Raw genomic sequence first — 26,607 nt, 5'->3', positions numbered from 1 at the left:
AAAAATATTTTCTACATATTTAATTCTGACATTCTTTTAGTATATTTTTTAATAAGAATAGGTTTTTCATTTCCTTTTACGGCAATAGCGGCTGCAAAATCAGTATAAAGAGACACATTTGAAATTGCATAAAAAGAATTTAAGTCTTTTTGTTTGTATTTTAAAGTATTTATTTGAGGATCTAAGGAAAGTTTATATCGAGAATATGGATGCGTCTGCAAAGTATTGCCCTTGGCTTTTATTAACGCTTCATTTCTTACCCAAGCATTAAAAAATACCTTTATTTTTTTTATCCCATGCAGTAATTGTAATCGATCATATTCATCTGCAAGAAGAAAACGATAAGCGATTTTGTCGAGGTGTGTTCTTGGATTTATGTATTCAATATCTATACCTACGGGTGTGTCGATAGTAAAAGCATAAACCAAGATATTTTTTGAATGCGAAAGATTAAACTCAAGGGACTGCTCAGAGTTTATTAATAAGGGTTTACCAGAAACTGAATAGCTTAATTTCAGCTTCTGTGGAGGTTGTTGCGAATAATAGGCTAACAAATCGCGAAGCACCGCTCTTGAAATAATAAAGTTTTGTCGATAAGGAATAGCTAATTTTTCAGCGCGTATTTTTTCTTCAGGAGCAAGCCAACTTTTAAAGAGTTTATATTTTTTAGTATGGTCATCAAATCTAGTATGCCAAATATGGATAATAGATTGGTTCAAGACACACATAGGTATTAAATCCTATATTTTTAAGAATTAACTGAAATTTATTTAATATACCTTAGGAGATTCGAAATGTGAAATTTAAGCTATATTCTAGACAAGAAACTACCAAGAATACTTGGCAAAATCTAAAAACCTTGCTGGATTCTCATACTTTCCAATATTGTAAAACTTAAAAATACATCAATGCAGTAATACAAGTTTTGCATTTAATTTATTCCTAAACATTACCTACAAGAAAATAAGCAAGTTCCTAAAAATAGAAACTATTATTGTTTTTAAATATTTCTATTCTTAACCCCTAGAACTTCAGCCAGCAAGGTATTCATTAAAGGATCTATTCATATAAACATTAAAAATAAAATGTGTCAATACATTTTATTTTTAATTTGAGTTATACTGATGAAAACAGAATATAGGGATATAATAAAATGAAAAACATTGCCATCAATAATTTTCTACAACATTTAATACACGACTGTGGATTAAAAAATGAATTTGTTAATGAAGTGATGGATAATGCTAGACAAGAACAAATTTCATTTATAAGTTATTTAATTCAAACTCAAAAAATAGATTCTTCCTACTTAGCTCATCTTTTAGCAGAAGAGTTTTTTCTGACATACATTGATTTAGATAGTATCGATATAACGCAAATACCAAACAGCCTAATTGATAAAAATTTACTACAAAAATATCAAATATTACCTTTAGCGCAAGATAAGAAAAAATTGGTTTTAGCGTTAGTCGACCCCACTCAAAAACTTGTTTTAGACGATATTCGATTTTCGACGGGTTTAATGCTGGAATATAAACTTGCAGACGAAAAACAAATAGTAGAGTTATTAAAAAAAATAAAAGACACTTCCCTAACAAAATACGACATTATCAGTAAAATAGATTTAGGTCGGCATAAAATAGCGCAATTAAAAGACGATCATGATCTAGATATAACGTTACATAATTCCAGCAATGATGATTTAACTATTACAAATTATGTTCATAAACTTTTGAATGATGCAATTACGCGTAATGCTTCTGATGTTCATATAGAGCCTTACCAAGATCATTTACAAATACGTTTTCGGATTGATGGATTATTATATGCAATGGTAGTTCTACCTAGACATTTAATTTCAAGAATTACCACTCGATTAAAAATTATATCGCAACTAGATATTGCCGAGCGAAGGGTTCCACAAGATGGTCGTTTTCAATTAAAAGATATTAATGGTCGAAATGTAGATTGCCGATTAAGTACCTGTCCAACTATTCACGGTGAAAAATTAGTGATTAGAATTTTGGACAGTAACAAAATGTTATTAGATGTAGATAAACTAGGAATGAACAAAATACAAAAAAAAGAATTCATCAAAGCTTTATCAAGTCCCCACGGCATGATTTTAGTCACCGGACCTACCGGGAGCGGAAAAACTATCACGCTTTATACAGGATTAAATTTTTTAAAAAAGTCTACAGTAAATATTTCTACTGTCGAAAATCCCATAGAAATTATTTTATCAGGAATTAATCAGGTTAATGTAAATCCTATCATAGGTTTAAATTTTGCTTGTGTACTAAGAGCTTTTTTACGCCAAGATCCGGATATTATTATGGTAGGAGAAATGCGTGATCAAGAAACAGCTGAAATAGGAATTAAAGCAGCTCAAACTGGACATCTAGTTTTATCGACTTTACATACAAACAGTGCAGTTGAGAGTTTAATCCGTTTAGAAAATATGAATATTCCTACTTACAATATTGCAACTTCTATACAGTTAATTATCGCTCAGCGTTTAGTAAGGCGCTTATGTGCGTCTTGTAAAGTAGAAGAGAAGTTACCGAAGAAAAATTTGTTAAAATTAAATTTCCCTCCAGATATTAAAATATACACAGCAAAAGGATGTTCACTTTGCACGCAGGGTTATAAGGGTCGAACGGGTATTTTTGAGATTTTAAAACTTACAGAGGAAATAAAAAAAATAATTTTACGAAAGAATTCCGCATTCGAAATAAATCAATTTGCACAAGAACAAGGAATGCAAACTTTGTATTTATCAGCCTTAGAGAAGCTTAGACAAGGTGACATCAGCTTATTAGAAATGAAACGAGTAATAAAAGATTGAAATAATTATGTTAAGTATTATTAAAGTTTATAATTGGAAAGGAATTACTAGCGAGAGAAAATCATGCAAAGGTAAAGACTTATTCCGAAATAAAGATCAACTACGATTAGATTTACAGCGCCAAAATATTTTTATAACTAAAATTTATTCTCGTTGGATTATTAGATTTGTAAAACCTATTAAAATGCAGGATATTTTTCTGCTAAATCGCCAAATAGCACGTTTATTACAAGCGGGAATCCCATTACTTCACATCTTGAAATTACTTGAAATCACAGCTAGCAATACAGTATTAAAAGAATATTTACAAAAAATAATTCGGGGTTTGGAAGATGGTTTTTCTTTAAGTGAAATATTGAAAGAGAACCAATCGTATTTTAATAAGTTTCATTGTAGCTTAATTGCATTAGGAGAAAAAACCGCTACATTAGGTTTAATGTTTGATCGCATTGCAGCGTACCAAGAAAAAAACATGAAACTAAAAGCAAAAATAATTAATGCATTAGTATATCCTATCGTAGTTTTAATAGTGGCGGGCCTAGTCTTTATGGCTTTATTAATGGGAGTAGTACCTCAGTTTGAACAATTTTTTTTAGACGCTGGATCACAATTACCTCTTATAACGCGAATAATTATTTATTTATCAAAACATATAGGATTTCTTAGTACCTATTGTGGATTAGCTTTATTGATATTAGGTATTTCTTTCATTTGCTTAAAGAAAAAATATCCAGTAATCGAGAATAAACTAGATAGGTATTTTTTGAAAATTCCTATTGTCAATAAAGTTCTCTCAAAAATTATAATAGCTCGAATTACCCGTGCATTAGCTACCGCTCTTGCTGCGGGGTTGCCTTTAATTGATGCTTTACAGCTTATTGCGGAGATGTCTGGTAATTTTGTTTATAAATCGGCTATTTTATTAAGTTGTAAGCACATACGTGACGGAGAAGGCTTTTATCAAGCTTTTGCACAACAAAAAATATTTCCATTAGATTTATTACAACTTATTAAAATTGGAGAAATTGCTAATTGTTTAAGTGAAATGTTAAACAATATTGCCGATCTCTATGAAGAAAAAATGAATTATTTTGCTGATAACCTATCGGTGTTATTAGAACCGGTATTAATTATTATTTTAGGTTTGATGGTGGGTTGTTTGATTATAGCAATGTATTTGCCGATATTTAAATTAGGAAGTGTTATTTAAATGGAATATTTTTTAATAGTTACTATTTCTCTTTTTTGCGCCTTGTTAGGTAGTTTCCTTACTGTATTGATTTATCGTTTACCTTTAATTCTGCAGAAACAATGGAGAGAAGCTTCTCAACAATATTTAAACCGAGACAATTCGTTACACTTAAATGTTAAAACCTTTAATATATTTCTTCCTTTTTCTCATTGTCCCAATTGTTGTGAATATTTAACCTTTCTACAAAAAATACCTTTATTAAGTTATTTCTTCCTAAAAAGAAAATGTGCATATTGTCAGATAAGAATTTCTTTTTGTTATCCTCTAATTGAGAGTTTAACTTTGATAACCTCATTTATAGTTATTGAACGATTTGGAATAAGTTTACAAACCTTTCCGGCATTAATTTTGACTTGGGGCTTATTAGTTTTAGCGTTTATTGATTTTGAATATAGAATATTACCGGATATCATTATTTTCCCTTTATTATGGTGCGGATTAATTTCGAGCCTATTTCATTTATTTGTCTCACCAGAAGAGGCTATTTTAGGAACATTTTTTGCGTACCTTTTTCTTTATAGTTTAGCAAAATGCTATCAAATCATAATAAAGGTCGAAGCAATGGGAGAAGGAGATTTTAAATGCTTTGCTGTATTAGGTGCTTGGTTAGGCGTAAAAGCTTTACCTTATATTCTATTTATAGCTGCTGTTGCAGGATCCATCGTAGGTATAGTCTTATATTTTACAAATAAAGATAACTTTCGCAAAGGGATAGCTTTCGGTCCCTATTTGGCTTTATCTGGTTGGTTAGTCTTAATAGTTCAGCCTACTTTCGATTCTATCTTTTGATTTTAAACTTTATTTCTCACACTTCTTTTTTTTAGTTTTTTTGCTGATTTTTGATAATTATCTAAAAACATATATGTTAAACTTAACTCCATGAATATGAAGCTTAATAATGGAAAATCCAATGTCTGAAAAATCACCTGATAATCATCTGCCTATTTCTATTATAGGTGCTGGGGCTTGGGGAAGTGCTCTAGCGATTCATTTAGCTCGTAAGCATCAAGAGGTGCGTTTATGGGCTTATGAGAAACAACAAGTTACTGAAATAAATACTAAAAGAACTAACGAACGCTATCTACCCGGTATCGTTTTTCCCTCTAATATTACTTGTTCAGATGATTACCAAACTGTTCTTTCAGGAACACAAGATATTTTAATCGTCGTACCTAGTGTTGCTTTTCATACAACTTTAAAAAAAATATACCCTTTTTTACAAACTAATCAGCGTTTGCTATGGGCGAGCAAAGGTTTAGATTCTGAAAAACATCAATTACTAAATGAAGTCGTTAAAGACGTTTTAGGGCATAGAGAAGTAGCAGTGCTCTCAGGTCCTAGTTTTGCTAAGGAAGTTGCTATGGGATTACCCACTGCTGTCTGCATTGCATCGGAAAGTTATAATTTTTCGCATGATCTATTACTAAGATTCCAGACAAAAAATTTTCGAGTGGAAATGACGCAAGATATTGTTGGTGTAGAACTTGGTGGTGCAATAAAAAATATACTGGCGATTGCGGTCGGCATGACCGAAGGTTTAGGTTTTGGTGCTAACGCAAAAGCTGCTGTGATTACTGCGGGATTATCAGAAATGATTGAACTGGGTATAACATTGGGTGCAAGGCAAGAAACTTTTTTGGGGTTATCGGGTCTTGGAGATCTGGTATTAACCTGCACCGATAATCAATCTCGAAATCGTCGTTTGGGTTTAGCTTTAGGGCAAGGACAAAGCTTAGAGGAAGCTAAAAAGTTAGTTGGAACCACAGAAGGTTATGAAACTGCAAAAAATATTTTCTTTTTAATAAAAAAATATGGAGTTAAAGCGCCATTTTGTGAAGGTGTATATCGTATTTTGTATGAACAAAACTCACCGCAAACACTTTTTCAAGATTATTTTCATTAAAAAATATTTAATGCTTATTGTTTTATCCAATTAATGAGTCCACCGGCTAATAATACTTTTAGTTCTCGAGGACTTAAAGGATGAGTAACGGTGTAATTTTTATTTTTAGTTTTATTATGAACGGTTAGTTTCTCAGAAGTTTGGATAGTTTCACGAATATTTTTGATTAATAAAATATCACCTTGGTCAATAGTGTCATAATCCATAGGATTAGTGAAAATTAAAGGTAAAATTCCAAAATTAACTAAGTTTTGTCTATGAATGCGGGCAAATTGTTTAACTAGCACAGCTTGTACACCTAAATAGCGCGGCGCAATGGCAGCATGTTCGCGACTGGAACCCTGGCCATAATTATCACCACCTACAATGATGGATCCCGTTTGCTGATATTCTAAAGCTCGTTTTGGATAAGACGGATCGATTTGATCAAAAACAAACTGACTAATTCCAGCAATATTGCTGCGAAAAGGAAGTACTTTAGCACCCGCAGGCAAAATTGTATCGGTAGAGATATCATCGCCTAGTTTAATTAAAACCGGACCTTCAATATCATCGGCTAAAGGAGCAATGATAGGTAAAGGTTGGATATTTGGGCCTTTAGCTAGTTTTATTTCGGTAGGATTTGTACAGGGAGGAACCAACATCGTTTCATTAATAATAATTTTTTTTGGTTCTTTAAAACGAGGGTAAGTATTATTCTTTAAAGAACGAGGATCGGTAATAACACCAGTTAAAGCCGAGGCAGCAGCAATCTCCGGGCTACAGAGATAGACTTGATCTTCTTTGGTTCCAGATCGACCTGGAAAATTTCTAGGTACCGTACGTAAACTTATTTTACCGGAAGCGGGCGCTTGACCCATACCAATACATCCATTGCATCCCGCTTGATGAATACGGCCGCCGGCACGAATTAATTTTTCTAAAATACCTAACTCAACCATGTTCTCTAAAATCTGGCGTGAAGTTGGATTTATATCAAATGAAACGCCGGGAGCTATTTGTTTTCCTGCGACAATTTCTGCTGCAACAGCGAAATCCCTTAGCCCAGGATTGGCTGATGAACCGATCATGGCTTGATAAATAGGTCGCCCAACAACTTCTTGGATAGGAACTACTTTTCCTGGACTAGAAGGTAATGCAATTAAAGGTTCAAGTTTGGAAAGATCAATTTCATCATGTTCATCGTAACTTGCATTATTGTCGCTAATAATTTCTTGCCAGTCAGATTCACGTTGTTGCGATTTCAGAAATTCTCGTGTTATCGCATCAGAGGGGAATACACTAGTTGTTGCTCCCAGTTCTGCGCCCATGTTGGCAATAACATGACGATCCATTGCAGATAAATGTTGCAGTCCCGGCCCATAATATTCAATAACTTTGCCAATTCCACCATCAACATCATGACGACGTAATAATTCCAGAATGATATCTTTAGCGCTGACCCAATCCGGCAATGAATTGGTTAATTTTACACCCCAAACTTTAGGCATGGGGACATGAAAGGGATGTCCCGCAATAGCCATGGCAACTTCTAATCCACCTGCACCGATGGCTAACATGCCCATCGATCCTGCTGCACAGGTATGACTATCTGAACCCAATAAAGTTTTTCCCGGTTTTCCAAAGCGTTCCATATGTACAGGATGACTTACCCCATTACCTGGCCCGCTATAGTAAAGACCGAATTTTTTACAAGCGCTGAGTAAAAATAAATGGTCATCTGCATTTTTGAAATCTGTTTGTAAAAGGTTATGATCAATATATTGCACTGAGACTTCAGCTTTAGTCTGATTTAGTCCCATTGCTTCACATTCCAGCATCACCATCGTACCTGTGGCATCTTGGCATAATGTTTGATCAATTTTTAAGCCAATTTCAGTGCCTGGATGCATTTCACCTTCGACTTTATGTAAGTTAATTAATTTTTGCGTTACATTTTGTGGCATACTAGAATCCCCAATTATAATGTATAGTAGTTTACAGCAAGCCTTAATCTAACGGTAGGGATCCCAATATGCATTTACCCGTTACGCGCTGGATCGATTTATTGACATTTTTTCTTTGCGTCTTGGTTTTAGCGATTGCGGTATTTTTGCAATATAAAGTTGGGATTATTCCCTGCCCGCTTTGCATCATACAACGGTTCATTATTACCTTGTTAGGACTGCTATTTTTAATGGGCGCGCTGTTTAATTTTGAAGCAGTAACGCGCTGTTTCTTGCATACCTTAACTTTTTTATTTGCAGTAGTGGGTGCGGTGGTAGCGAGTCGCCAATTATGGTTAGAGCATTTTCCTTCAGATCAGTTAATTAGTTGCCAAGCTGCCATAGCCCAATATAGCACCTCTATCTATTTCCATAAAATTATTGAATTATTTTTTCAAGGAACAAGTAATTGCGGTAGTGGAACTTGGCGTTTTTTAAATTTAACTATCCCAGGATGGACATTAGTGATTTTTATTGTATTAGCCGCTATCTCTCTACGGCAAGTATATATAAACCGGCGCAAACATAAACGACATTTTTTATCTTAAAATAAATATTATTGGGATATTTTCATATTCATAGTTGATTCAGAAACAACGACGTAGTCGTTTGATTGTAGTCGAAAGAGAGTTGGAAAATAATTATTATTTTTTCTTAAATGTTGCGAATAAAATATTTCTGACTCCTCATGAATAACAAAGCTAATGTTTTTCATTATATTTTCCAACTCTTTAGCATCAGGTCTGACATGAATGGGTGCCAACATTAATAATGCTATATATTCTAGTAATTTTTTCTTTTGAAAAATAGTTGCTTGAGGATGTTTGGTTTTTTCTCCTAATTCATGAATTATATTTTTCAATTTATTAGCTATACCTTGTAAATCTATATTATCAGTTATAGATTGATGATGTAAAAGAGTCTTCCATTGTTCAATGTAGTTTTCTGCCCATTGCTGATAACTAAGCAATTGGTTAAATTCACAATCTGCTTTTTCTGAAGGAGGAATTATTTTTTCTGTTAATACATACATTAGAGTTGCGCCAAGTGACCAAATATCTGCTTTATCCATATTCTCAATTTTTTCATGACAAAATTCAGGTTTATTCCATATTTCTGGAGCAGTGTAGAAATAAGTGGCAAATTGAGGAGCAGGTTTATCTTTATAATAAGCGCAGCCAAAATCGGCTAGTTCGAATCCAGTTTTCTTAAGTAAAATATTATCGGGTTTGATATCATTGTGAATAATACCGATATGATCGTTTCCTTCTTCATCTGTAAACTTAGAGTTATGTAAAAAGGATAATGCAGTTATCATCTGAGAGAATCCTTGAAATAGATAACTTAGAGTGTATTTATTCTCTAGTTTTTCTTTTATATTCTTACAATTTATTTCAAGAGTACCCGCTTCTCTATAGAGTGTGTAAAAAGAATCTAGTTGCTCATGTACAGGCAATGAAAATAAATGCAGCAAATTGTTGTCTATTTTTTTTTTGATAGTCTTATTAATCTGAATTTCATAAGCTATTGAAAATCTTCCCGATTTCTCAGATTTTTCAACCAATGAACGAGTTTGGTGCTCTTGATTTTTGAAATGAACCAAGTTTGTCTTTCCATTTTGTCCCTGAAATAGCGACTGATTGGTATTTGCTATAGATTTATTTATTGTATTTGGACTCATTAAGGCAAGATTTTCTTTAAATTCAGGGGTTTGTAATAGTGTTTGTGGACTTTGATTAAAACTTTGTTTTACATATTGTTCTCGCGGTGCTATATGATTTAATTGAAGAGTAGGCCGTTTCGAATGAAGATTTAATTGAAGGTTAGAAGGCCGTTTCCTTTTTTGGTGATTAAAAGTTAATGTGGCCGGAGGGATTATAAGACTATTAGATTCTTTAGGCATAATAATTTTATTTATATAAGGATTTTAGTTACTAATTTTTAATGAAAAAATAAAAATTACTATATTCATTCAATATTAAATAAATATTAATTTTAATGAATAAATTAATAACAAATACATTATTTAAACTATCGTTCTAATGACCTAAAGCCAAACTTGCGCCGATTTGTGCCAGTGGTTGTACCAAAAGAATAGTTAATAATTTTAATCCGATGATTAGAATGAATGGCGAAAAATCGAGTCCTGAGATACTTGGCAAGATTCCACGAATGGGTTTTATTAAAGGTTCGCTCACGCGTACCAAAATTTCAACGAGTGGACCATGAGCTAATGGACTGATCCAGCTTAAAATAGTTAAAGCGATAACAGCATAAAAGAAAATATTAATTAACTGATTAAGAAGCTCGGCAAATGCAAGTACAATTAATCCGGTAAAATGCGGCGTTGTATTAACTTGTAACCAGACAAGAAATGCAATTTTAAGCATTTCTAAGCCTAATAATAATATTATAGCTGCAAAATCGATGCCATGTAGGCTTGGTATCATACGACAAATAGGGCGTAGTGGCGGATTGGTTAATCTCGCTACTAATATAAATAAAGGATTGTGACTATCCGTATTAACCCATTGTAAAACGATGCGCAAAAGTAAAATGAAAATATAGAGATCAAAAATAGATTGAATCAGGAATATACCTGCATTATTGAAGGAATTAAGCATAGAAATTAACCTGTTATTTTAATCGTGAGCTGATTTTTATTTAAGTCTAATAGTGAGGGTGTTCCAAAAGGTAAACAACGATTCTTTTTTCCATGACCAATATCGGGACAACGTAATACTGGGAAATTTTGTTTCTGGGCAAAGCGTTCTAGTACTTCTTGAATCTTTTTTTCCTCTTCAGGCTTTGCCACAAAAGTGAAATCACCGAATAATAGGGCTTTTACATAAATAAATATTCCCGATTGTTGTAAGTGTTCTAGCATTCTATCGATACGATAAGCTGCTTCATTGACATCTTCTAAAAATAAAATTTTATCTTTGGTTTCAATTTGCCAATCTGTGCTCAGGCTCGTTTGTACTAAGCTCAAACTGCCCCCTGTTATTGGACCTTCAATAAAATCTAAGGAATTAGTGGGGTGATGATAAGATTTTAAAGAATATGTCAATTGATGTAATTGATTAAAAATAATTTCTTTTAACTCATTAGTATTTTCTGGTTCAATTAAATGATGGGTTACTTGATTAAGTGTAGGGCCATGCAGTGTTTGCCAATGCCATTTTTCTTGAAGAAATAAATGTAAAGCGGTGATATCGCTAAAACCAATAAACAACTTGCATTTTTCAGGTGCGGTTAATTTTAGTAAGGAAGGTATGAGACGAGTACAACCATAGCCCCCACGTAAACACCAAATTGCATCGGAAGTAGGGTTAAATAAAGCGTCTTTTAACTGGTGAAAACGTTTTTCATCACTGTTTGCACATAGCAGATCAGGCCCAAATAAATCAGAAGAAATTCTTGGTATTAACTGCCAGGTTGTTAATAAAGTTTTTACTTTCTCTAGGATAGATATATCTGTCACGGCGCTAGCAGGTGCAATAATATCAACAATTGAATTTTTTTTTAAAGCTTGCCAAGGTTTAAAGCTTTCCATTTTTTCTGGATCCTAGGTATATAATTATCAACTTTAGTTTTATTTCCAGAATAATTTTATATATCTAAATTATCAACTTCTAGGGCATTCTGTTGAATAAAATCACGACGAGGTTCAACTTGATCGCCCATTAAGGTAGTAAAGATTTGATCGGTTGCGATAGCATCTTCAACCGTGACACGTAACAAACGTCTGGTATTCGGATCCATCGTTGTTTCCCATAATTGATCAGGATTCATCTCTCCTAAACCTTTATAACGTTGTATAGCTTGCCCGCGGCGTGCCTCAGCTAATAACCATTCATACACTTCTTTAAAATTTTTCACTATCAGTTTTTTGGTATCTCGCTGTACATAAGCACCCGATCCAATTAGTCCATGTAGCTGCTTAGTCATATCAAATAAACATTGATATTCAAGTGTTTTAAAGAATTCATAAGAAATTTTATAGGTTGTTTCTAAACCATGTGTACTGATTGTTATTTCAGGTAAAAATACATGTCTTTCAGTATTTTCATAAATAGTTACTTGATAACGAATAGCTTCATTATTTGTAGTTTGTTGCAATTGATCTTGCCAGTTTTTGGTCCATTCCAGCATTTTAGAAGAGTCGATTAGTTCTTCAGAAGATAAGGGAGGAAGATCAAGAATAGCTTGCAGAGCGTCTATTGGATAACGTCGCGACAAATGTTGAATCATCATCTGTGCTTTACGATAATCCATAACTAATTTTTCTAAACCAATACCTTGAATAGAAAAACCTTCTGCCTGAGGATAAAAGGCAGCATCATGCAGTGCGGTTTGTGTGAGATAAGCTTGCAGCGCCGCATCGTCTTTTAAGTACTGTTCTTGCTTGCCTTTTTTAATTTTATATAAAGGAGGTTGAGCAATATAGATAGTGCCGCGTTGCAGCAATTCTGGCATCTGCCGATAGAAAAATGTCAGTAATAAAGTACGGATATGCGAGCCATCGACATCCGCATCGGTCATTATAATAATACGGTGATAACGTAGTTTATCTGGATTGTATTCCTCTTTACCTATGCCACAACCCAGCGCTGTGATTAATGTGCCAACTGCTTCTGAGGATAACATTTTATCAAAGCGAGCTTTTTCCACGTTTAAGATTTTACCTGTAAGTGGCAGAATAGCTTGATAACGACGATTGCGGCCTTGTTTGGCAGAACCACCTGCAGAATCTCCTTCGACAATAAATAATTCACAAAGAGCCGGATCGGTTTCTTGGCAATCCGCTAATTTCCCAGGTAAGTCAGCAATATCTAATGCAGTTTTGCGTCGTGTCATTTCACGCGCTTTACGCGCCGCTTCACGCGCCCGTGCCGCATCGATGATTTTCATCATGATAGCTCGTGCATCTTGTGGCGTTTCTAATAAAAATTCTTCAAGCTTTTCTGATGTTAAAGCTTCAACGATTCCTTTTACTTCAGAAGAAACCAATTTATCTTTGGTTTGCGAAGAGAATTTAGGATCAGGAACCTTAACCGATAAAACAGCTGTTAAGCCTTCACGCGTGTCATCACCCGTAGTGGTGATTTTTAGCTTTTTGCTAGTCGCTTCACGATCGATGTAAGTATTTAAGGTTCGAGTTAACGCAGCACGAAAACCAGCCAGATGGGTTCCTCCATCACGCTGGGAAATGTTATTGGTAAAACATAAAATATTTTCCTGAAAGCTATCATTCCATTGTAAAGCAACTTCAACAGTAATTTCATCGCGTTCAGCGGTAAAATAAAAAGGCTGTTTATGGATTAAGGTTTTGTTTTGATTAAGATATTCAACAAAGGCTTTAATGCCTCCCACATATTTAAGTTGGGTTTCTTCATTGCTTCGTTCATCGATAAGGTTGATCGCTACACCAGAATTTAAAAAAGATAACTCACGCAAGCGCTTTAACAAAATATCGTAATGAAACTCATTGTTATGTTGAAAAATGAGCTTGCTAGGGTAAAAACGAATTTCGGTACCTCTTTCTTGCGTTTCTCCAGTGATATGTAATGGTGCTGCGGGTTCACCTAGCAGATAAGTTTGTTCATAGACCTTGTTATTACGCCGGATAGTAAGCTGTAATTTTTCAGATAAGGCGTTAACCACGGAAACACCTACACCATGCAAGCCACCTGAGACTTTATAGGAATTACTATCGAATTTTCCACCTGCATGTAAGACTGTCATGATAACTTCGGCAGCTGATCGACCTTCTTCAGTATGAATATCAACTGGAATACCACGGCCATTATCTTTAACGGTGACTGAGTCATCGCTATGCAGTGTGATATCAATCTGAGAACAGTAACCCGCTAAAGATTCGTCTATGGAGTTATCTACGACCTCAAAGACCATATGGTGGAGACCTGTCCCATCATCCGTATCACCGATATACATACCAGGACGTTTCCGAACAGCATCAAGACCTTTTAAGACTTTTATGTTAGAAGAGTCATACTTCGGCATATCTAGTCCACCCTGTTGGCTAGCATTGTCTTTAAGGCCTAATTCTGGCTCAAGAGAGCTTTCCGTGTTCGAAACGATTGTTTCACACTCGGTTAAGGATGGGGTTTTCTCCACCAAAATCTCATTTTTAATCGACATACGTGATAAGGGTTAAAAACTGAAAATTATACCATAAATTGCCCTTTAAATTCGAATATTAATAAGAAAATACAAAGGCTTAAAGTAGGATAATTGATTTTTGCGCTGTTTAACCTGTAATCAAAAAAGAATAATAAGCTTAGTTTAAAAATGGGGTAAAACCTAACTATAGATAATAATAGGGGCTAATTGACTTATATTGCTTGTAAATTGGCTAAGTTCATTCTTAATTTATTGACACAAAAATCTCTTGCCGTGATACTCTTCGCTTTTGCATTGAAGAGCCCCACATGAATAGCAATGCCCTACGCGAACTATTTCTTAATTACTTTAAAAGTCAGGGTCATACGATTGTTCCCTCCGCTTCCTTAATTCCAGCCCATGATCCGAGTTTGTTATTTACTAATGCCGGCATGGTGCCCTTTAAGGATGTTTTTTTGGGTCTAGAAACGAAACCTTATTCTCGGGCAGTGAGTATACAGCGATGTATGCGGGCTGGCGGCAAACATAATGACCTTGAAAATGTAGGTTATACCGCTAGGCATCATACTTTTTTTGAGATGTTAGGAAATTTCAGCTTTGGGGATTATTTTAAGCGCGAGGCTATCCTTTATAGTTGGAAGTTTTTGACTGAGGAGTTAAATCTTTCCCCAGAAAAATTATGGATTACGGTATTTATTGAAGATGAAGAAGCGGCATCGATTTGGTTAAACGAGATTAAAATCGACCCCAAGCGTTTTTCTCGTTGTGGTAAACAAGATAATTTTTGGTCTATGGGAGATACTGGCCCTTGTGGTCCATGCTCAGAAATCTTTTTTGACCATGGGCCCAATATCTCTGGTGGGCCTCCAGGTACACCAACCGCGGATGGAGATAGATATGTTGAAATCTGGAACTTAGTTTTTATGCAGTTTCAACGCTCCTTAGATGGAGCACTTACCCTTTTGCCAAAGCCTTCAGTGGATACCGGTATGGGTCTAGAAAGGTTAGCGGCAGTTATGCAGGGAGTCACAAATAATTATGACACGGATCTGTTTCAACCTTTGATAAAGGTAGTTGCTAAGCAAGCATCAATAACTGATTTTACCAATACCTCACTACGCGTTATCGCAGATCATATTCGTGCTTGTGCTTTCTTAGTCAGTGATGGGGTTAATCCTGGTAATGAAGGACGCTCTTATGTACTACGTCGAATTATTCGTAGGGCTATTCGACATGGTCATAAAATAGGTCTAGATCGCCCTTTTTTTTACCAATTGGTAAAACCTTTAGCGGCGCAAATGTTGCAAGCATATCCGCAAATAGCAAAAAAGCAAAAATTTATTGAAAAGATTTTGCTGCATGAAGAGCAGCAATTTGCTCGTACCCTAAACCATGGTATTAAGCTATTTGAACAAGAAATAACTAAGCTGCAGGGCAAAAAACAATTACCAGGGTTGGCAGTTTTTCGCTTGTATGATACTTATGGATTTCCCATGGATTTAACAGCAGATATGGCTCGAGAACAGGGCCTAAGCGTAGACATAGCAGGTTTTGAGAAGGAAATGCAACGTCAAAGAAGTCAATCTAAGTTGGCGAGTCGTTTTGCATCTGCGCCGAGTTTATCCTTAACTGAAAAGAACGCTACTGAGTTTATTGGTTATAAGGCATTAAAACAAGCAGCTGTTCCTATTTTGGATTTATTTGATGGCAAGCAATCTATACAAGAACTATCCGAAAATGAAGAAGGGTTTGTTATCTTAACTAAGACCCCTTTCTATGCGGAAGGTGGTGGACAAGTGGGTGATACGGGATATTTAGTTAATACAACGAGTCGTTTTTTAGTGACTGAAACCTTTAAAGAGGGAACATCCATTCTTCATAAAGGTAAGTTAATTAAAGGTCATTTGCAAAAAGGTGATAAATTGAAGGCAGAAGTCGATGCTGAAAAACGTCGCGCGATTACTTTAAATCATTCTGCAACCCATCTATTACACGCAGCATTAAGAGAAGTTTTAGGAGAGCATGTGACACAGAAAGGTTCTTTAGTGGAACCAGAACGCTTACGTTTTGATTTTTCACATACCCATCCATTAAGTATAGAACAACTGAAGTTGATAGAAGATCGCGTTAACCAACAAGTTCGAGCTAATTTATCAGTTGTTACCGAAGAGATGTCGACGGAAGATGCAAAGAATACCGGCGCGTTAGCGATGTTTGGCGAGAAATATGCAGATAAAGTACGTGTGTTAACGATGGGTTCTTTTTCCAAGGAATTATGTGGAGGGACACATGTTTCGCGTACCGGTAATATTGGTTTATTTAAAATATCTGCAGAAATAGGAATTTCTGCAGGGATACGTCGCATTCAAGCCGTTACTGGACAATATGCTATAGATTGGATTGCAGCCTTAGAGGAACAAACTAATCAACTTGCTAAGCTCTTTAAAAGCTCTAAGGATAATTTATTAGAAAAAGCGCGTATGGACATGGAAGCTAAGCAAGCTCTGCAAAAGCAGATTATCGCTTTACAGCAGTCCATAGTCGCTATGATGGGAGAAGAGCTTATTTCTCAAGCGATCGAAATACAAGGGATTAAGTTATTAATCAGTGAAATTAATGGAATTGATATAGCAGGATTTCGTCATTTATTAGACCAACTTAAAAATAAATTAAAACCCGCAGTCATTGTTTTAGCGAGTATTGAACAACAGCGTGTTCAATTAGTGGTTGGTGTCAGCAAAGAGTTGACCGACAAAATAAAAGCGGGGGAATTGGCTAATAATATAGCGCATGCGATAGGAGGAAGCGGCGGTGGGCGTGCAGATTTTGCTCAAGCAGGAGGAGGGAAGCCTGAAGCCTTAGATGGGGCTTTAAAAAATGTAAAACATTGGGTTGAGACCCGCTTAAATGGCAACTATGCTTAGAATTGAATAATTAATTAATAGAACATTACAATGGCTTTAATTGTACAAAAATTTGGCGGCAGCTCGGTTGGAAGTATCGATAAAATTCAACAGGTTGCAAATAAAATTATTGAAACTCGCGCACAAGGACATCAATTGGTGGTGGTTGTTTCTGCGATGGAAGGTGAAACCAATCGTTTGATTTCGTTAGCTAAAATATTGAACGAAGAACCTGATTCGAGAGAGTATGATTTATTATTAGCTACTGGGGAACAAGCGGCTACTGCCTTATTAGCGATGGCTTTACTTGCACAAGGTTGTCCAGCACGATCCTATAATAGTTTTCATGTCCCAATTTATACTGATAGTCATCATAAAAAAGCGCGTATTTTAAGTATTAAAGAAGAAGTATTACGAAGTGATATCGGCGCAGGAAGAGTGCCTATTGTTGCTGGTTTTCAAGGAATTTCAGATTCTGGTGATATGACGACTTTAGGACGGGGTGGCTCGGATACGACCGCAGCTGCTTTAGCGGCTGTCTTAAAAGCCGATGAATGCCAAATTTATACGGATGTTGATGGTGTCTACACGGCCGATCCTCATCTTGTTCCCCAGGCGAAACGCTTAGATCAAATTTGTTTCATCGAAATGACAGAGTTTGCCCGTGCAGGGGCGAAAGTCGTGCAACATCGAGCAGTCGAACTGGCCAGTAAATATCGTATTCCATTACGTGTTTTATCAAGCTCTCAAGACGGGAACGGAACATTAATCCAGGCCGACAAAGAAGAATCCTCAGTAGAAGGAGCAAAAATCACTGGAGTTACTGCGAGTCATCACGAGGCAAAATTGACTATTCATGGATTAACAGCTGAAAAAGAAGCCATGTCGCACTTTTTTTCTTTGCTTAGTGATGCGCGTATTGAAATTGATATGTTAACCCAACAACAAATTTCTCCAAAACAAATGGATATAACATTTACGCTAGCAAGAGCAGATTATCATCAAGCAGAACAATTACTTCAAATTTTAGTAAAGGAGAAATTTGCGCTATCCATAGTGGGCGATAATAAACTGGCAAAGCTTTCTGTGGTTGGGACAGGTTTGCATTCTCATCCAGGTATCATTCATACCTTATTTGAAGCACTGGAATCAGTAGGTATCAATGCTATTTTAACTTTATCCTCAGCGCTAAGGGTCTCTCTGATGGTTAGTGATGACCAGATAGTGCGAGGCGTTCAGATTTTGCATCATGTTTTTGGCTTAGGCGAAGAATAATTAGCTTTGCTAGCTTATTTTTACGGAATTTTACGTATTTTTAAATAGTATTAAGCTTTCCTTAAGGTTTTGTTAGTAGACTAATTCCGCAAAATGTCTGTATGTGAATTTTTCTATCTTTTTTTGTTATATAGATAGAAATTGCTTAGGTGTTGCATATGGTCGATTAATGAGTCAACTAAAGGAGAATCATAAAGATGCTTATTTTGACACGGCGTATTGCAGAAACACTTATTATTGGTGACGATGTGACAGTAACGGTACTGGGCATTAAAGGTCATCAAGTAAGATTAGGTATTAACGCACCTAAAGAAGTTTCTGTTCATCGAGAAGAAATTTATCAGCGTATTCAACAAGAAAAACAAAAACAAGAAGGACACTCTGACGAAGGTGAGTTAGAAGACAGTGAAGAATAACCAACTATTTTATAAAACTTAAGGTAGTGCTATACTCGCCAACCTCAGCGTCGGAGAGGTGGCCGAGAGGCTGAAGGCGCTCCCCTGCTAAGGGAGTATGGCGTAAAAACCATCGAGGGTTCGAATCCCTCTCTCTCCGCCATGTCTTTTAATTGAGATGGGTTTAGCTAAATTCTAATTTAAATTAATATTTTACTTTATTTGTTTAGTTTTACACTGCCACAACACTTCAATTCCATTGTTTTTATCTCTTGTTGAATCAACCGAAAATTTTTCAATCTTATGAATAAGTAAATTTCAATCTATCAAGGTTAGCTGGATGAAACATAAACTGATAAATACCTGACTCTTTAGAATTGTGCACGTAGCTCAGCTGGATAGAATATCAGGCTACAAACTTGGTATTTAGTTTTAAAAATCATTAATAATCAACAGCTTTCGATATTTTGGTTGCACTACAATTTATCTAAATTGACTAAGTTGCGTTAGAATAAACGCCACTGCCTTACAAATTCCTTACCCCATTTTTTTCCAGTCTCCAATCAGGTCTTAGCACGATACTATTTTTGGTAGCTCATTAAAGGAACTTTTAATAATTATTTAATATTCAAGCTATACCATAATAAAAATAATTAAAATCAAATGAGCTTGTCCACCGCTATTAAAAACCAAAAGGAATTACTGGTCTATTTATTAAAAAAAATGAAGCCAGGCATGGTTTTGACAGGATTTAAGTTTAAAGTAATCGATGAAAAGAAAAATCAGGTCGATTTAGAAAACACGACTATTCTTTGTCGAGAACGCCATTCTACTAAAAAATCAAAAAAGATAAAGCAATCAGGTTATCGCTATGAAGTGTTTAATAATAAACATCTAGACATGGGTGGTTTTTGCAAAGTGTTTCCTGTTAGTGTAACCCTTAAATTAAATGAACACCATCAAATAGAAATATTAAAAAAAGAAAATAATAAAAAACGTGTTGTTAAGGTAGATCGTCCTGGGATAATTAATTCATGTGCAAAGAATGAAACTCTATTTGGCGTAAATATACCTTATTTACATATGAAACCTGTCATTGAGAGGGTTGAACCTTCTAAACAAGAAAAAACAGTAAATTATATTGTTATGCATAAAATGCCAGGTGCAACGCTCGATGAGTTATTAGTAAATGGAATTATTGATAAGTTAAACAAAAATAGAAAAATTTTTCTTTTATTAAGCTTACTGGAAGCATTGCAAAATCTACATCAACAAGGTTTAGTTCATGAAGATATTAAACCTGATAATATTATGCTTAGTTTTATACCGGAAAGTTTAAAACCACAAGTCAATATTATTGATTTTGGTTTTTGTAAATGGGAAGGTGATCAAGATAGAAAAATTTCAGGCGCATCAGCTTATATTGCTCCAGAAGCAAAGGATAAAAAAAGCTGCCAATCAAGCGATATTTTTTCTTTAGGTAAAACTTTTTCTGATATATGTAAACAAGGATCAATTAATGAACCCATCATGGACAGTCTTATACACGAAATGACTTTAACTGATTATAAAGAGCGCATTTCTCTCAAAGGGGCTATTACTAAAGTAGAAAAAATTTGTTCAAGACAACAATATGAAAAATTAGTCAGAATAAAATTACCATTGTTACTTATTTTAAATTTTAATAAAAGTTTTGCATCTATTTTTAAAAAATTTTCTTTATTAAATCAAACGTTGATTGCTCTGCAGCAAAAAGCTAAAAACTCTACGGGAATAAAAGATCCCCAATTAAATAATTTTTTGGAATTGAATAAATTTCAAGATTTAAATGGGAAACTTAAATTGATTGAAATTTTAGAATTTTTTAAAAATTCATATACTTCTCAGTTAGGTGAAACACTAATCAATGCCTTTAAGTTATCTTTAGAAATAGACAATCAATTAGCGAGTAATAAACTGAACGATTTGCGCCAATCAATTGTGAAAGCTATTTTTATTTATGTTCAAAAAACCTATAAAGCCCATAGCAATGATAGAGCCGGTTCTCAACGAAGAATTAATAATATCCAAACGTTATTGACTGTTTTAAAAGATCCTCTCAATGAGCAAGCATTGAAAAATGAAATAATAAGCTGGAACAATACTATTGAAAGAGGGTGTCTAGGAAATAGTAAGCTTTATGATTTAGTAGCTAATGCGGCTGGCTTAAAAAGAAAAAATACGATCCAAAGCTTATTTTGGGGAAAATCATCGAATGCTTATTCTACGAATCAACAAAGATCGGTTTTTGATCCTTTATTATACAGAACTTGATGGCTTATAATTTGGAGCTTAATTAACAGACTCCTAACATTAATTCTTTTTCAGATAGCTCCGTTGATAATTTAATTACAGACAAGGGAATCTTATTCTTTAATAAATTTTTGGCAATGGTTTTAGTTTCTTCATGCCGTCCTTCCTCAGGACTTTGTTGTAGGACCTTGCAGTTTAATTGTTGTGCAAAAGTCATAATGGTTTCTTTATCCTCTGGGAGTTGTTACAAATTCCCTCACCACTATTAAATTGCTTAAGCAGGAGACTAGCTGGATGAAGGATAAACTGTTAAAATGCCGGGCTCTTTGGGATTATGCGCCCGTAGCTCAGCTGGATAGAGTACCAGGCTACGAACTTGGTGGTCGGGAGTTCGAATCTCTCCGGGCGCACCAGAATATCTTTTTTTTCAATAACTTAGTTTAATATTCAATGCTTTCCCTAGCGTGAAACCTTGCTATGGCAGGTTTTGCAGGTACTTTCTTTCGATACCTAACCTAGTATGAATGGATTTGTTTGCTTAAGTTAAATTCTGATAAATTTACGATACAATTTTTCACGAGCATTTTAGTCTTACTATCTTGATTTTTTCAATTACTTAAGATAAATCTACGCGATTACTTTATTTCTTAGGTGGAGTAGAGCCTCTCATTTGATTTTAGCACTTACCTGTAATCAATCAATTAGCTAATTTTCTCGAAATCGAGAGCAGATAATTTATCTCATATGATATTTTTCTATTCCTCTAACTAGCTGTTTTTCTACAATAGTCATATTTTCTTCCTTGGTGCTGTTGACAGATGTAATAGAATTAGAAAAAGGTAACTTTTTGCGTTTAACGAACATTCCATAGACTAGCAATAGAAGTACATTTTTTTCCCACAGTGTAGTGGGTAAGAACGAATCTTTGGAACGGTTGTTTTCGTTATAGTTTGTTTGATTTAAAGAATGTTCGGATGAATTTGCTATTTCCCCCATTCTATTTATCTCTAAAGTATTATGTGTGAGATTTGATATTATAGGAATTGGACCGTTAGAGACGAAAATATTTGCTGACGCTTTTGAAGTGGGCGCGGTGATACATTTAGTCAGCATTTTATCAAAATAATCTTCATCAATATTTTCGTGAAGCCATGGCTGTTTATTTGCGGTTACAATTTTTTGGTTGCCAAGGTTTTTATTACACTGAATTAATTCATCGACACTGAAAATTAAGCGCTGGCCACCTTGCTGCCAAATTGAATTTGGAATATATCTTAGTAGATAGTTAAACCTTACTAAATGTTTTTGGGAAGTAATTTTATTTAGGAAATCTTGAGTTATTACGTTATATCCATCTTTACCTCCCGGAGAAAAAATATTTAAAACTTTAATTAGAGTTTTGAAATCTTTATGTAGAAAAATTCTATTTAAATTATCTTGTGTAATCAAATTTTTATTTTTCAATAAAGTTTGAATCAAAGTTTTCCAAATATATTGACGAGTCCATTTTAGCTTGTCGACTATAATTGGATGATTAAAAATAAGATCAAAATTATGTTGATTTAATATATTTTTGTTGCTCAACTCCTCAATGATTAAGGATTTAAATTTCATGGATAGATTATTTCTTTGCGACTCAACAACTAATTTTTCAAAGTTGTCCTTTGATAAACAATTATTTTTAAAGAGATATCTTAAGCATTTATTCAGAGCCGGTAAGTCTTCATCTTTAATTTTTTGCAATTGTCCATTTTTTTCTTGGAGAGAAATTTTAACTCTGCTCAAGTTGTGTTGGATATGCTTAATCGAATTACGTCTCAAACTTGCGAAGAGATTATACTTTTTATACATAAATACTTCCTTGTTTTTAAAAATGTGTAATGCCAATATCAGCCTGGCGAAACAGCAAGCGAGTCAGTTCACGTGTTGGTTTAGTATCTTATCTGGACGGTTAGGAGGTTTCTGCCGGGAACACTGGGTGACTGGATTTAACATCAGGGATATTAATATCCTTTAGCGACCGATGATAACACGTTATCAATCTGAAAGGGGTTTTATCTTGAAATTTATAAGCCAATGGTTATGAATAACATATATTTTTTTGATTATTATTATAGTAATTATAAATACAAATTATTTAAATATTAAATTTATTCCTCAAACAAAGTAGCGCTAGATTTAAGTTGTTTAAAAATTAGTCAGTTTGAAGTTCAAATTACTAAATATATGCTAGATATATAATGTAAAAGATTTTTTAACTTGAAATAAAGGACGACTTAAATGGCAAGGCCTATTTGGAAAGGATATATTACGTTTGGTTTAGTAAACATACCGGTTATTTTATATCCAGCCGAAAAAAAATTTGATATACAATTTAAATTAATCGATAGCCGTGATAAAGCGCGAATTCGCTATGTACGAATCAATGAGCATACTGGTGAAGAAGTGCCTTGGACGGATATCGCTAAGGGATATGAATATGATGATAATAATTACTTAATATTAAAGCAATCTGATATTAAAGCTATTTCAGGTGAGCATTCTAAGACTATAGATATTGTTACTTTTGTTAACAAAAATAGCATAAATACCATGGATTACGAAAGACCTTATTATTTAGTTCCAGATAAGAAGGGTGAAAAAGCTTATGTTTTATTGCGCGAAATTTTAAAAGATACTAAAAAGGTTGGAATTTCTAAAGTTATCATTCATACCCGCGAATATCTAGCAGCGCTTATGCCCTATGAAAATGCATTAGTGCTTAATCTGCTTAGATATCATCAGGAACTTAGAAAAGTTTCAGATTATGAATTTCCTTCAACCAATGTGAAGGCTTATAAAATTTCAGCAAAAGAAATAGAGATCGCTAAACAACTGGTTAATGGAATGACTACAAAGTGGAATCCTAAAGATTATCACGATGTATTTAGAGAAACTTTAACTAAATGGGTAGAAGCTAAGATTCATCATAAAAAAGGTTCTTCCAAAAAAACTTCAACCAAGCTTAAGAAAAGTAATGTCATCGATTTTGTGGATTTATTGAAAAAAAGTTTAGAAAGAAATAAACAACAGGCATCAAAAAAGCGACGGTCCTAGGTGGTTATGTCTTTACAAAAGTATCGTAAAAAAAGGAATTTTAAGCATAGTACAGAACCGTATGGCAGTATTAAAACAAACAAGCAATTAATTTATATTATCCAAAAACATGCTGCCAGTCATTTGCATTACGATCTCCGTTTGGAATTAAATGGCGTTTTAAAAAGTTGGGCGATACCCAAAGGACCTAGTTTAGATAGTTCAATTAAGCGTTTAGCGGTACATGTAGAAGATCATCCTATTGAATATGCTAAATTTGAAGGAATCATTCCCAAAGGCGAATATGGTGGCGGCACGGTGATGTTGTGGGATGTAGGTACATGGGTATGTGAAAATGCTGATGCAAATTTTGCTTATAAAAAAGGTCATTTAAGTTTTATTGTAAAAGGTAAAAAATTAAAGGGAGCTTGGAATTTAGTTCAAATCAAAAATAATCCAAAAAATTGGTTGCTTATTAAAGTAAATGATAAATATGCGCGATCCGAACAGCAATATGATATTACGCTAGCTAAACCTAATAGCGTCTTTAGCCGACAATCCTTGCAAGGAATAGCCAAAAAATTCCAAGTAGATTTACCTAAAAAATCTAAATTAACTAAAATTTCAAAAAATGCTGAACTAGGCAAAGCCAAAAAAAAATCTATGCCTAATTCTATTTATCCGGAATTAGCCACATTGGTTAAAAAACCACCTATCGGAGATGAATGGTTACATGAAGTGAAATTTGATGGGTATCGTTTACTTTGCTTTATTAAAGATAAAAAAATAAAGTTTTTGACTCGAAATAAAAAAGATTGGACTGAAAAATTTAAAGAGTTGCAACTAGAAATAAAAAAACTAAGTCTGCAATCTGCGATTCTTGACGGAGAAGTTATTGCTTTAAATCGAAAAAAACAACCTGATTTTCAATTATTATCTAATTCTATTAATAAAAAGGGAAAATCCATATTAAGTTATGTTGTTTTTGATTTAATTTATTATTACGGTAAAGATTTAAGCCGTTGTGCTCTACAAGATCGTAAAAAAATATTAAGGAAATTAATTCCCTTAAATAATAGTAAATTAATAATTAGCAAACACATCGATGGAAATGATGGTGATATTTTTTTTAAAAAAGCCTGTAAAAAAGGGCTGGAAGGTATTGTGTCTAAAAATAAATTTAGCCCATATATATCAGGAAGAAATAGAAATTGGCTGAAAATAAAATGTAGCAAACGCCAAGAATTTTTAGTTATAGGATTTACTCCAGGAAATGGAAATCGACATCATTTTGCCTCCTTACTATTAGCGATATACGGCAAGAGAAGTCAATTACTTTATTGTGGCAAAGTGGGCACTGGATTTGACGAAAATTCTTTAAAAAACATTAGAAAATTGTTAAATAAATATAAAACTAATAAGACTCCTTTTAAGATTGTGCCACGATCTTTAGGTCAAGTGACTTGGGTTCTCCCCAAAATAATAGTTGAAGTAGAATTTACTGAATGGACGCAATCGGGGGTTTTACGTCATCCTAGTTTTAAAGGAATACGCAATGATAAAAAACCCAATGAAATTATCAAGGAGTAGTATTAAAAAATGGGTAAATTAAATCGAAACAAAATAGCGATTAAAAAAAATAAGTGTCCAAAAACAAAATTTAATTTATCTCATCCCGATAAATTATTATATCCCGATGTAAATATTACGAAATTAGATTTGGCAAATTATTACAATCAAATAGCAGAATGGATACTACCTTATATTTTGCAACGACCATTAACATTACTGCGTTGTCCTAATGGTGAAAAGAAAAAATGTTTTTATCAAAGGCATTTAAACACTGAAACAGAAAATCTGTATGCTATAACTTTGACAGATAAAACGAATAAGTCAGAACCGTATCTTTATATTAAAAATAAACTTGGTTTAATGGCATTGATACAACTAGGTGTTTTGGAAATTCATCCTTGGGCAAGTCAAATTGATAAAATAGAAAAACCTGATTTTATTACCTTCGATCTTGATCCTGGATTGGATACCGAATGGAAAAAGCTTATTGAAGCCGCTTTTTTTGTCAAAGATAATTTGCAGAAGATTAACTTGAAGAGTTTTGTTAAAACGACCGGAAGTAAAGGATTGCATGTGGTTATTCCCATTAAACGGCTGTATAGTTGGGACAAAGTAAAAGTTTTTGCCCATACATTTACGCAATATTTGGTAATGCAGAATCCTCAGTTATTGGTTGCAAATATGAGTAAAGCCAAGCGTAAAGGGAAGATTTTTGTTGATTACCTGCGAAATCAACGCGGCGCCAGCAGTATTGCCCCGTATTCAACTCGCATTAGAGCGAATGCAGCCGTGGCCACCCCTTTAAATTGGAATGAATTAACTACACGAATTAAATCCGACACTTTTACGGTGAAAAACTTGCCGCAACGATTAGCTAAGCTCAAACATGATCCTTGGAAAGACTTTTTTATAATAAAGCAAAAATTAAGCTTACCAATGATATAATTTAGAAAAAAACCA

General features: G+C 34.1%; 20 protein-coding genes and 2 tRNA genes. 14 read left to right on the top strand and 8 right to left on the bottom strand.

Annotation, left to right across the window (positions count from 1 at the left end):
• Positions 1 to 11: 11 nt before the first annotated feature.
• The gene (locus AAHI99_RS06395) at positions 12 to 728 is read right to left on the bottom strand and encodes a 4'-phosphopantetheinyl transferase family protein (protein WP_342227447.1); all 717 of its coding nucleotides are present in this window, start codon (positions 726 to 728) and stop codon (positions 12 to 14) included.
• 425 nt (positions 729 to 1,153) lie between these two features.
• Between AAHI99_RS06395 and AAHI99_RS06390 the strand changes: the two genes are divergently transcribed.
• From AAHI99_RS06390 to AAHI99_RS06375, 4 genes are all read left to right on the top strand, one after another.
• The gene (locus AAHI99_RS06390; RefSeq protein WP_342227446.1) at positions 1,154 to 2,848 is read left to right on the top strand and encodes a GspE/PulE family protein; all 1,695 of its coding nucleotides are present in this window, start codon (positions 1,154 to 1,156) and stop codon (positions 2,846 to 2,848) included.
• A gap of 7 nt (positions 2,849 to 2,855) precedes the next feature.
• Complete coding sequence (locus AAHI99_RS06385; RefSeq protein ID WP_342227445.1) at positions 2,856 to 4,058, top strand: type II secretion system F family protein; 1,203 nt, start codon at positions 2,856 to 2,858, stop codon at positions 4,056 to 4,058.
• On the top strand, positions 4,059 to 4,889 hold the full coding sequence (locus AAHI99_RS06380; protein ID WP_342227444.1) for an A24 family peptidase: 831 nt from the start codon (positions 4,059 to 4,061) through the stop codon (positions 4,887 to 4,889).
• A 121-nt stretch (positions 4,890 to 5,010) separates the two neighbouring features.
• Positions 5,011 to 6,003, top strand: a complete 993-nt coding sequence (locus tag AAHI99_RS06375) for an NAD(P)H-dependent glycerol-3-phosphate dehydrogenase (RefSeq protein WP_342227443.1) — start codon at positions 5,011 to 5,013, stop codon at positions 6,001 to 6,003.
• A gap of 14 nt (positions 6,004 to 6,017) precedes the next feature.
• Here the strand turns inward: AAHI99_RS06375 and AAHI99_RS06370 are convergent, their stop codons facing one another.
• Positions 6,018 to 7,949 (bottom strand): aconitate hydratase, encoded by a 1,932-nt coding sequence (locus AAHI99_RS06370; protein WP_342227442.1) that lies wholly within the window; start codon positions 7,947 to 7,949, stop codon positions 6,018 to 6,020.
• 68 nt (positions 7,950 to 8,017) lie between these two features.
• Here AAHI99_RS06370 and AAHI99_RS06365 point away from each other — a divergent pair, with 68 nt between their 5' ends.
• The gene (locus AAHI99_RS06365; RefSeq protein ID WP_339050145.1) at positions 8,018 to 8,536 is read left to right on the top strand and encodes a disulfide bond formation protein B; all 519 of its coding nucleotides are present in this window, start codon (positions 8,018 to 8,020) and stop codon (positions 8,534 to 8,536) included.
• 8 nt (positions 8,537 to 8,544) lie between these two features.
• On the opposite strand, the gene AAHI99_RS06360 is transcribed toward AAHI99_RS06365, so the two are convergent.
• The 4 genes from AAHI99_RS06360 to gyrB all read right to left on the bottom strand — a co-directional run bounded on the left by AAHI99_RS06360 (position 8,545) and on the right by gyrB (position 14,015).
• Positions 8,545 to 9,891, bottom strand: a complete 1,347-nt coding sequence (locus tag AAHI99_RS06360) for a protein kinase domain-containing protein (protein ID WP_342227441.1) — start codon at positions 9,889 to 9,891, stop codon at positions 8,545 to 8,547.
• Positions 9,892 to 10,027: 136 nt separating this feature from the next.
• Positions 10,028 to 10,612: a YggT family protein gene (locus AAHI99_RS06355; protein WP_342227440.1), complete on the bottom strand. Its 585-nt coding sequence runs from the start codon at positions 10,610 to 10,612 to the stop codon at positions 10,028 to 10,030.
• 5 nt (positions 10,613 to 10,617) lie between these two features.
• Positions 10,618 to 11,544, bottom strand: coding sequence for an LD-carboxypeptidase (locus tag AAHI99_RS06350; protein ID WP_342227439.1), 927 nt, complete (start codon positions 11,542 to 11,544; stop codon positions 10,618 to 10,620).
• Positions 11,545 to 11,600: 56 nt separating this feature from the next.
• Entirely contained in the window at positions 11,601 to 14,015 is a 2,415-nt protein-coding gene (gene gyrB, locus AAHI99_RS06345) for a DNA topoisomerase (ATP-hydrolyzing) subunit B (protein ID WP_342228370.1), read from the bottom strand.
• Positions 14,016 to 14,443: 428 nt separating this feature from the next.
• Here gyrB and alaS point away from each other — a divergent pair, with 428 nt between their 5' ends.
• The 5 genes from alaS (at position 14,444) to AAHI99_RS06320 (ending at position 21,021) form a co-directional block, all read left to right on the top strand.
• Complete coding sequence (gene alaS, locus AAHI99_RS06340) at positions 14,444 to 17,059, top strand: alanine--tRNA ligase (RefSeq protein ID WP_342227438.1); 2,616 nt, start codon at positions 14,444 to 14,446, stop codon at positions 17,057 to 17,059.
• Between the two features lie 30 nt (positions 17,060 to 17,089).
• A complete protein-coding gene (locus tag AAHI99_RS06335) occupies positions 17,090 to 18,313 on the top strand; it encodes an aspartate kinase (protein ID WP_342227437.1) in 1,224 nt (407 codons plus the stop codon).
• 197 nt (positions 18,314 to 18,510) lie between these two features.
• Entirely contained in the window at positions 18,511 to 18,729 is a 219-nt protein-coding gene (csrA, locus tag AAHI99_RS06330; RefSeq protein ID WP_342227436.1) for a carbon storage regulator CsrA, read from the top strand.
• A gap of 52 nt (positions 18,730 to 18,781) precedes the next feature.
• Positions 18,782 to 18,871 (top strand) — tRNA-Ser (locus AAHI99_RS06325).
• Between the two features lie 713 nt (positions 18,872 to 19,584).
• Positions 19,585 to 21,021, top strand: coding sequence for a serine/threonine-protein kinase (locus AAHI99_RS06320; protein WP_342227435.1), 1,437 nt, complete (start codon positions 19,585 to 19,587; stop codon positions 21,019 to 21,021).
• 22 nt (positions 21,022 to 21,043) lie between these two features.
• Here the strand turns inward: AAHI99_RS06320 and AAHI99_RS06315 are convergent, their stop codons facing one another.
• On the bottom strand, positions 21,044 to 21,217 hold the full coding sequence (locus AAHI99_RS06315) for a transposase (RefSeq protein WP_342227434.1): 174 nt from the start codon (positions 21,215 to 21,217) through the stop codon (positions 21,044 to 21,046).
• A 119-nt stretch (positions 21,218 to 21,336) separates the two neighbouring features.
• Here AAHI99_RS06315 and AAHI99_RS06310 point away from each other — a divergent pair.
• Positions 21,337 to 21,413 (top strand) — tRNA-Arg (locus tag AAHI99_RS06310).
• Between the two features lie 322 nt (positions 21,414 to 21,735).
• On the opposite strand, the gene AAHI99_RS06305 is transcribed toward AAHI99_RS06310, so the two are convergent.
• Positions 21,736 to 22,851, bottom strand: a complete 1,116-nt coding sequence (locus AAHI99_RS06305; RefSeq protein WP_342227433.1) for a hypothetical protein — start codon at positions 22,849 to 22,851, stop codon at positions 21,736 to 21,738.
• A 429-nt stretch (positions 22,852 to 23,280) separates the two neighbouring features.
• Here AAHI99_RS06305 and AAHI99_RS06300 point away from each other — a divergent pair, with 429 nt between their 5' ends.
• From AAHI99_RS06300 to ligD (AAHI99_RS06290), 3 genes are read left to right on the top strand one after another with little or no spacing between them, the layout of a single operon-like run.
• Positions 23,281 to 24,096 (top strand): Ku protein, encoded by an 816-nt coding sequence (locus AAHI99_RS06300; RefSeq protein WP_342227432.1) that lies wholly within the window; start codon positions 23,281 to 23,283, stop codon positions 24,094 to 24,096.
• Positions 24,097 to 24,102: 6 nt separating this feature from the next.
• Positions 24,103 to 25,665 carry a non-homologous end-joining DNA ligase gene (gene ligD / locus AAHI99_RS06295; RefSeq protein WP_342227431.1) on the top strand — a complete coding sequence of 521 codons (1,563 nt, stop codon included), beginning with the start codon at positions 24,103 to 24,105 and terminating at the stop codon, positions 25,663 to 25,665.
• 9 nt (positions 25,666 to 25,674) lie between these two features.
• Positions 25,675 to 26,592 (top strand): non-homologous end-joining DNA ligase, encoded by a 918-nt coding sequence (gene ligD, locus AAHI99_RS06290; protein WP_342227430.1) that lies wholly within the window; start codon positions 25,675 to 25,677, stop codon positions 26,590 to 26,592.
• The last annotated feature ends 15 nt before the right edge of the window (positions 26,593 to 26,607 follow it).

Source organism: Rickettsiella endosymbiont of Rhagonycha lignosa, assembly GCF_964031165.1.
Taxonomy (GTDB): domain Bacteria; phylum Pseudomonadota; class Gammaproteobacteria; order Diplorickettsiales; family Diplorickettsiaceae; genus Aquirickettsiella.
Note: the sequence above shows the minus strand (reverse complement) of the source record. Positions and strands in the feature narration are given on the sequence as shown.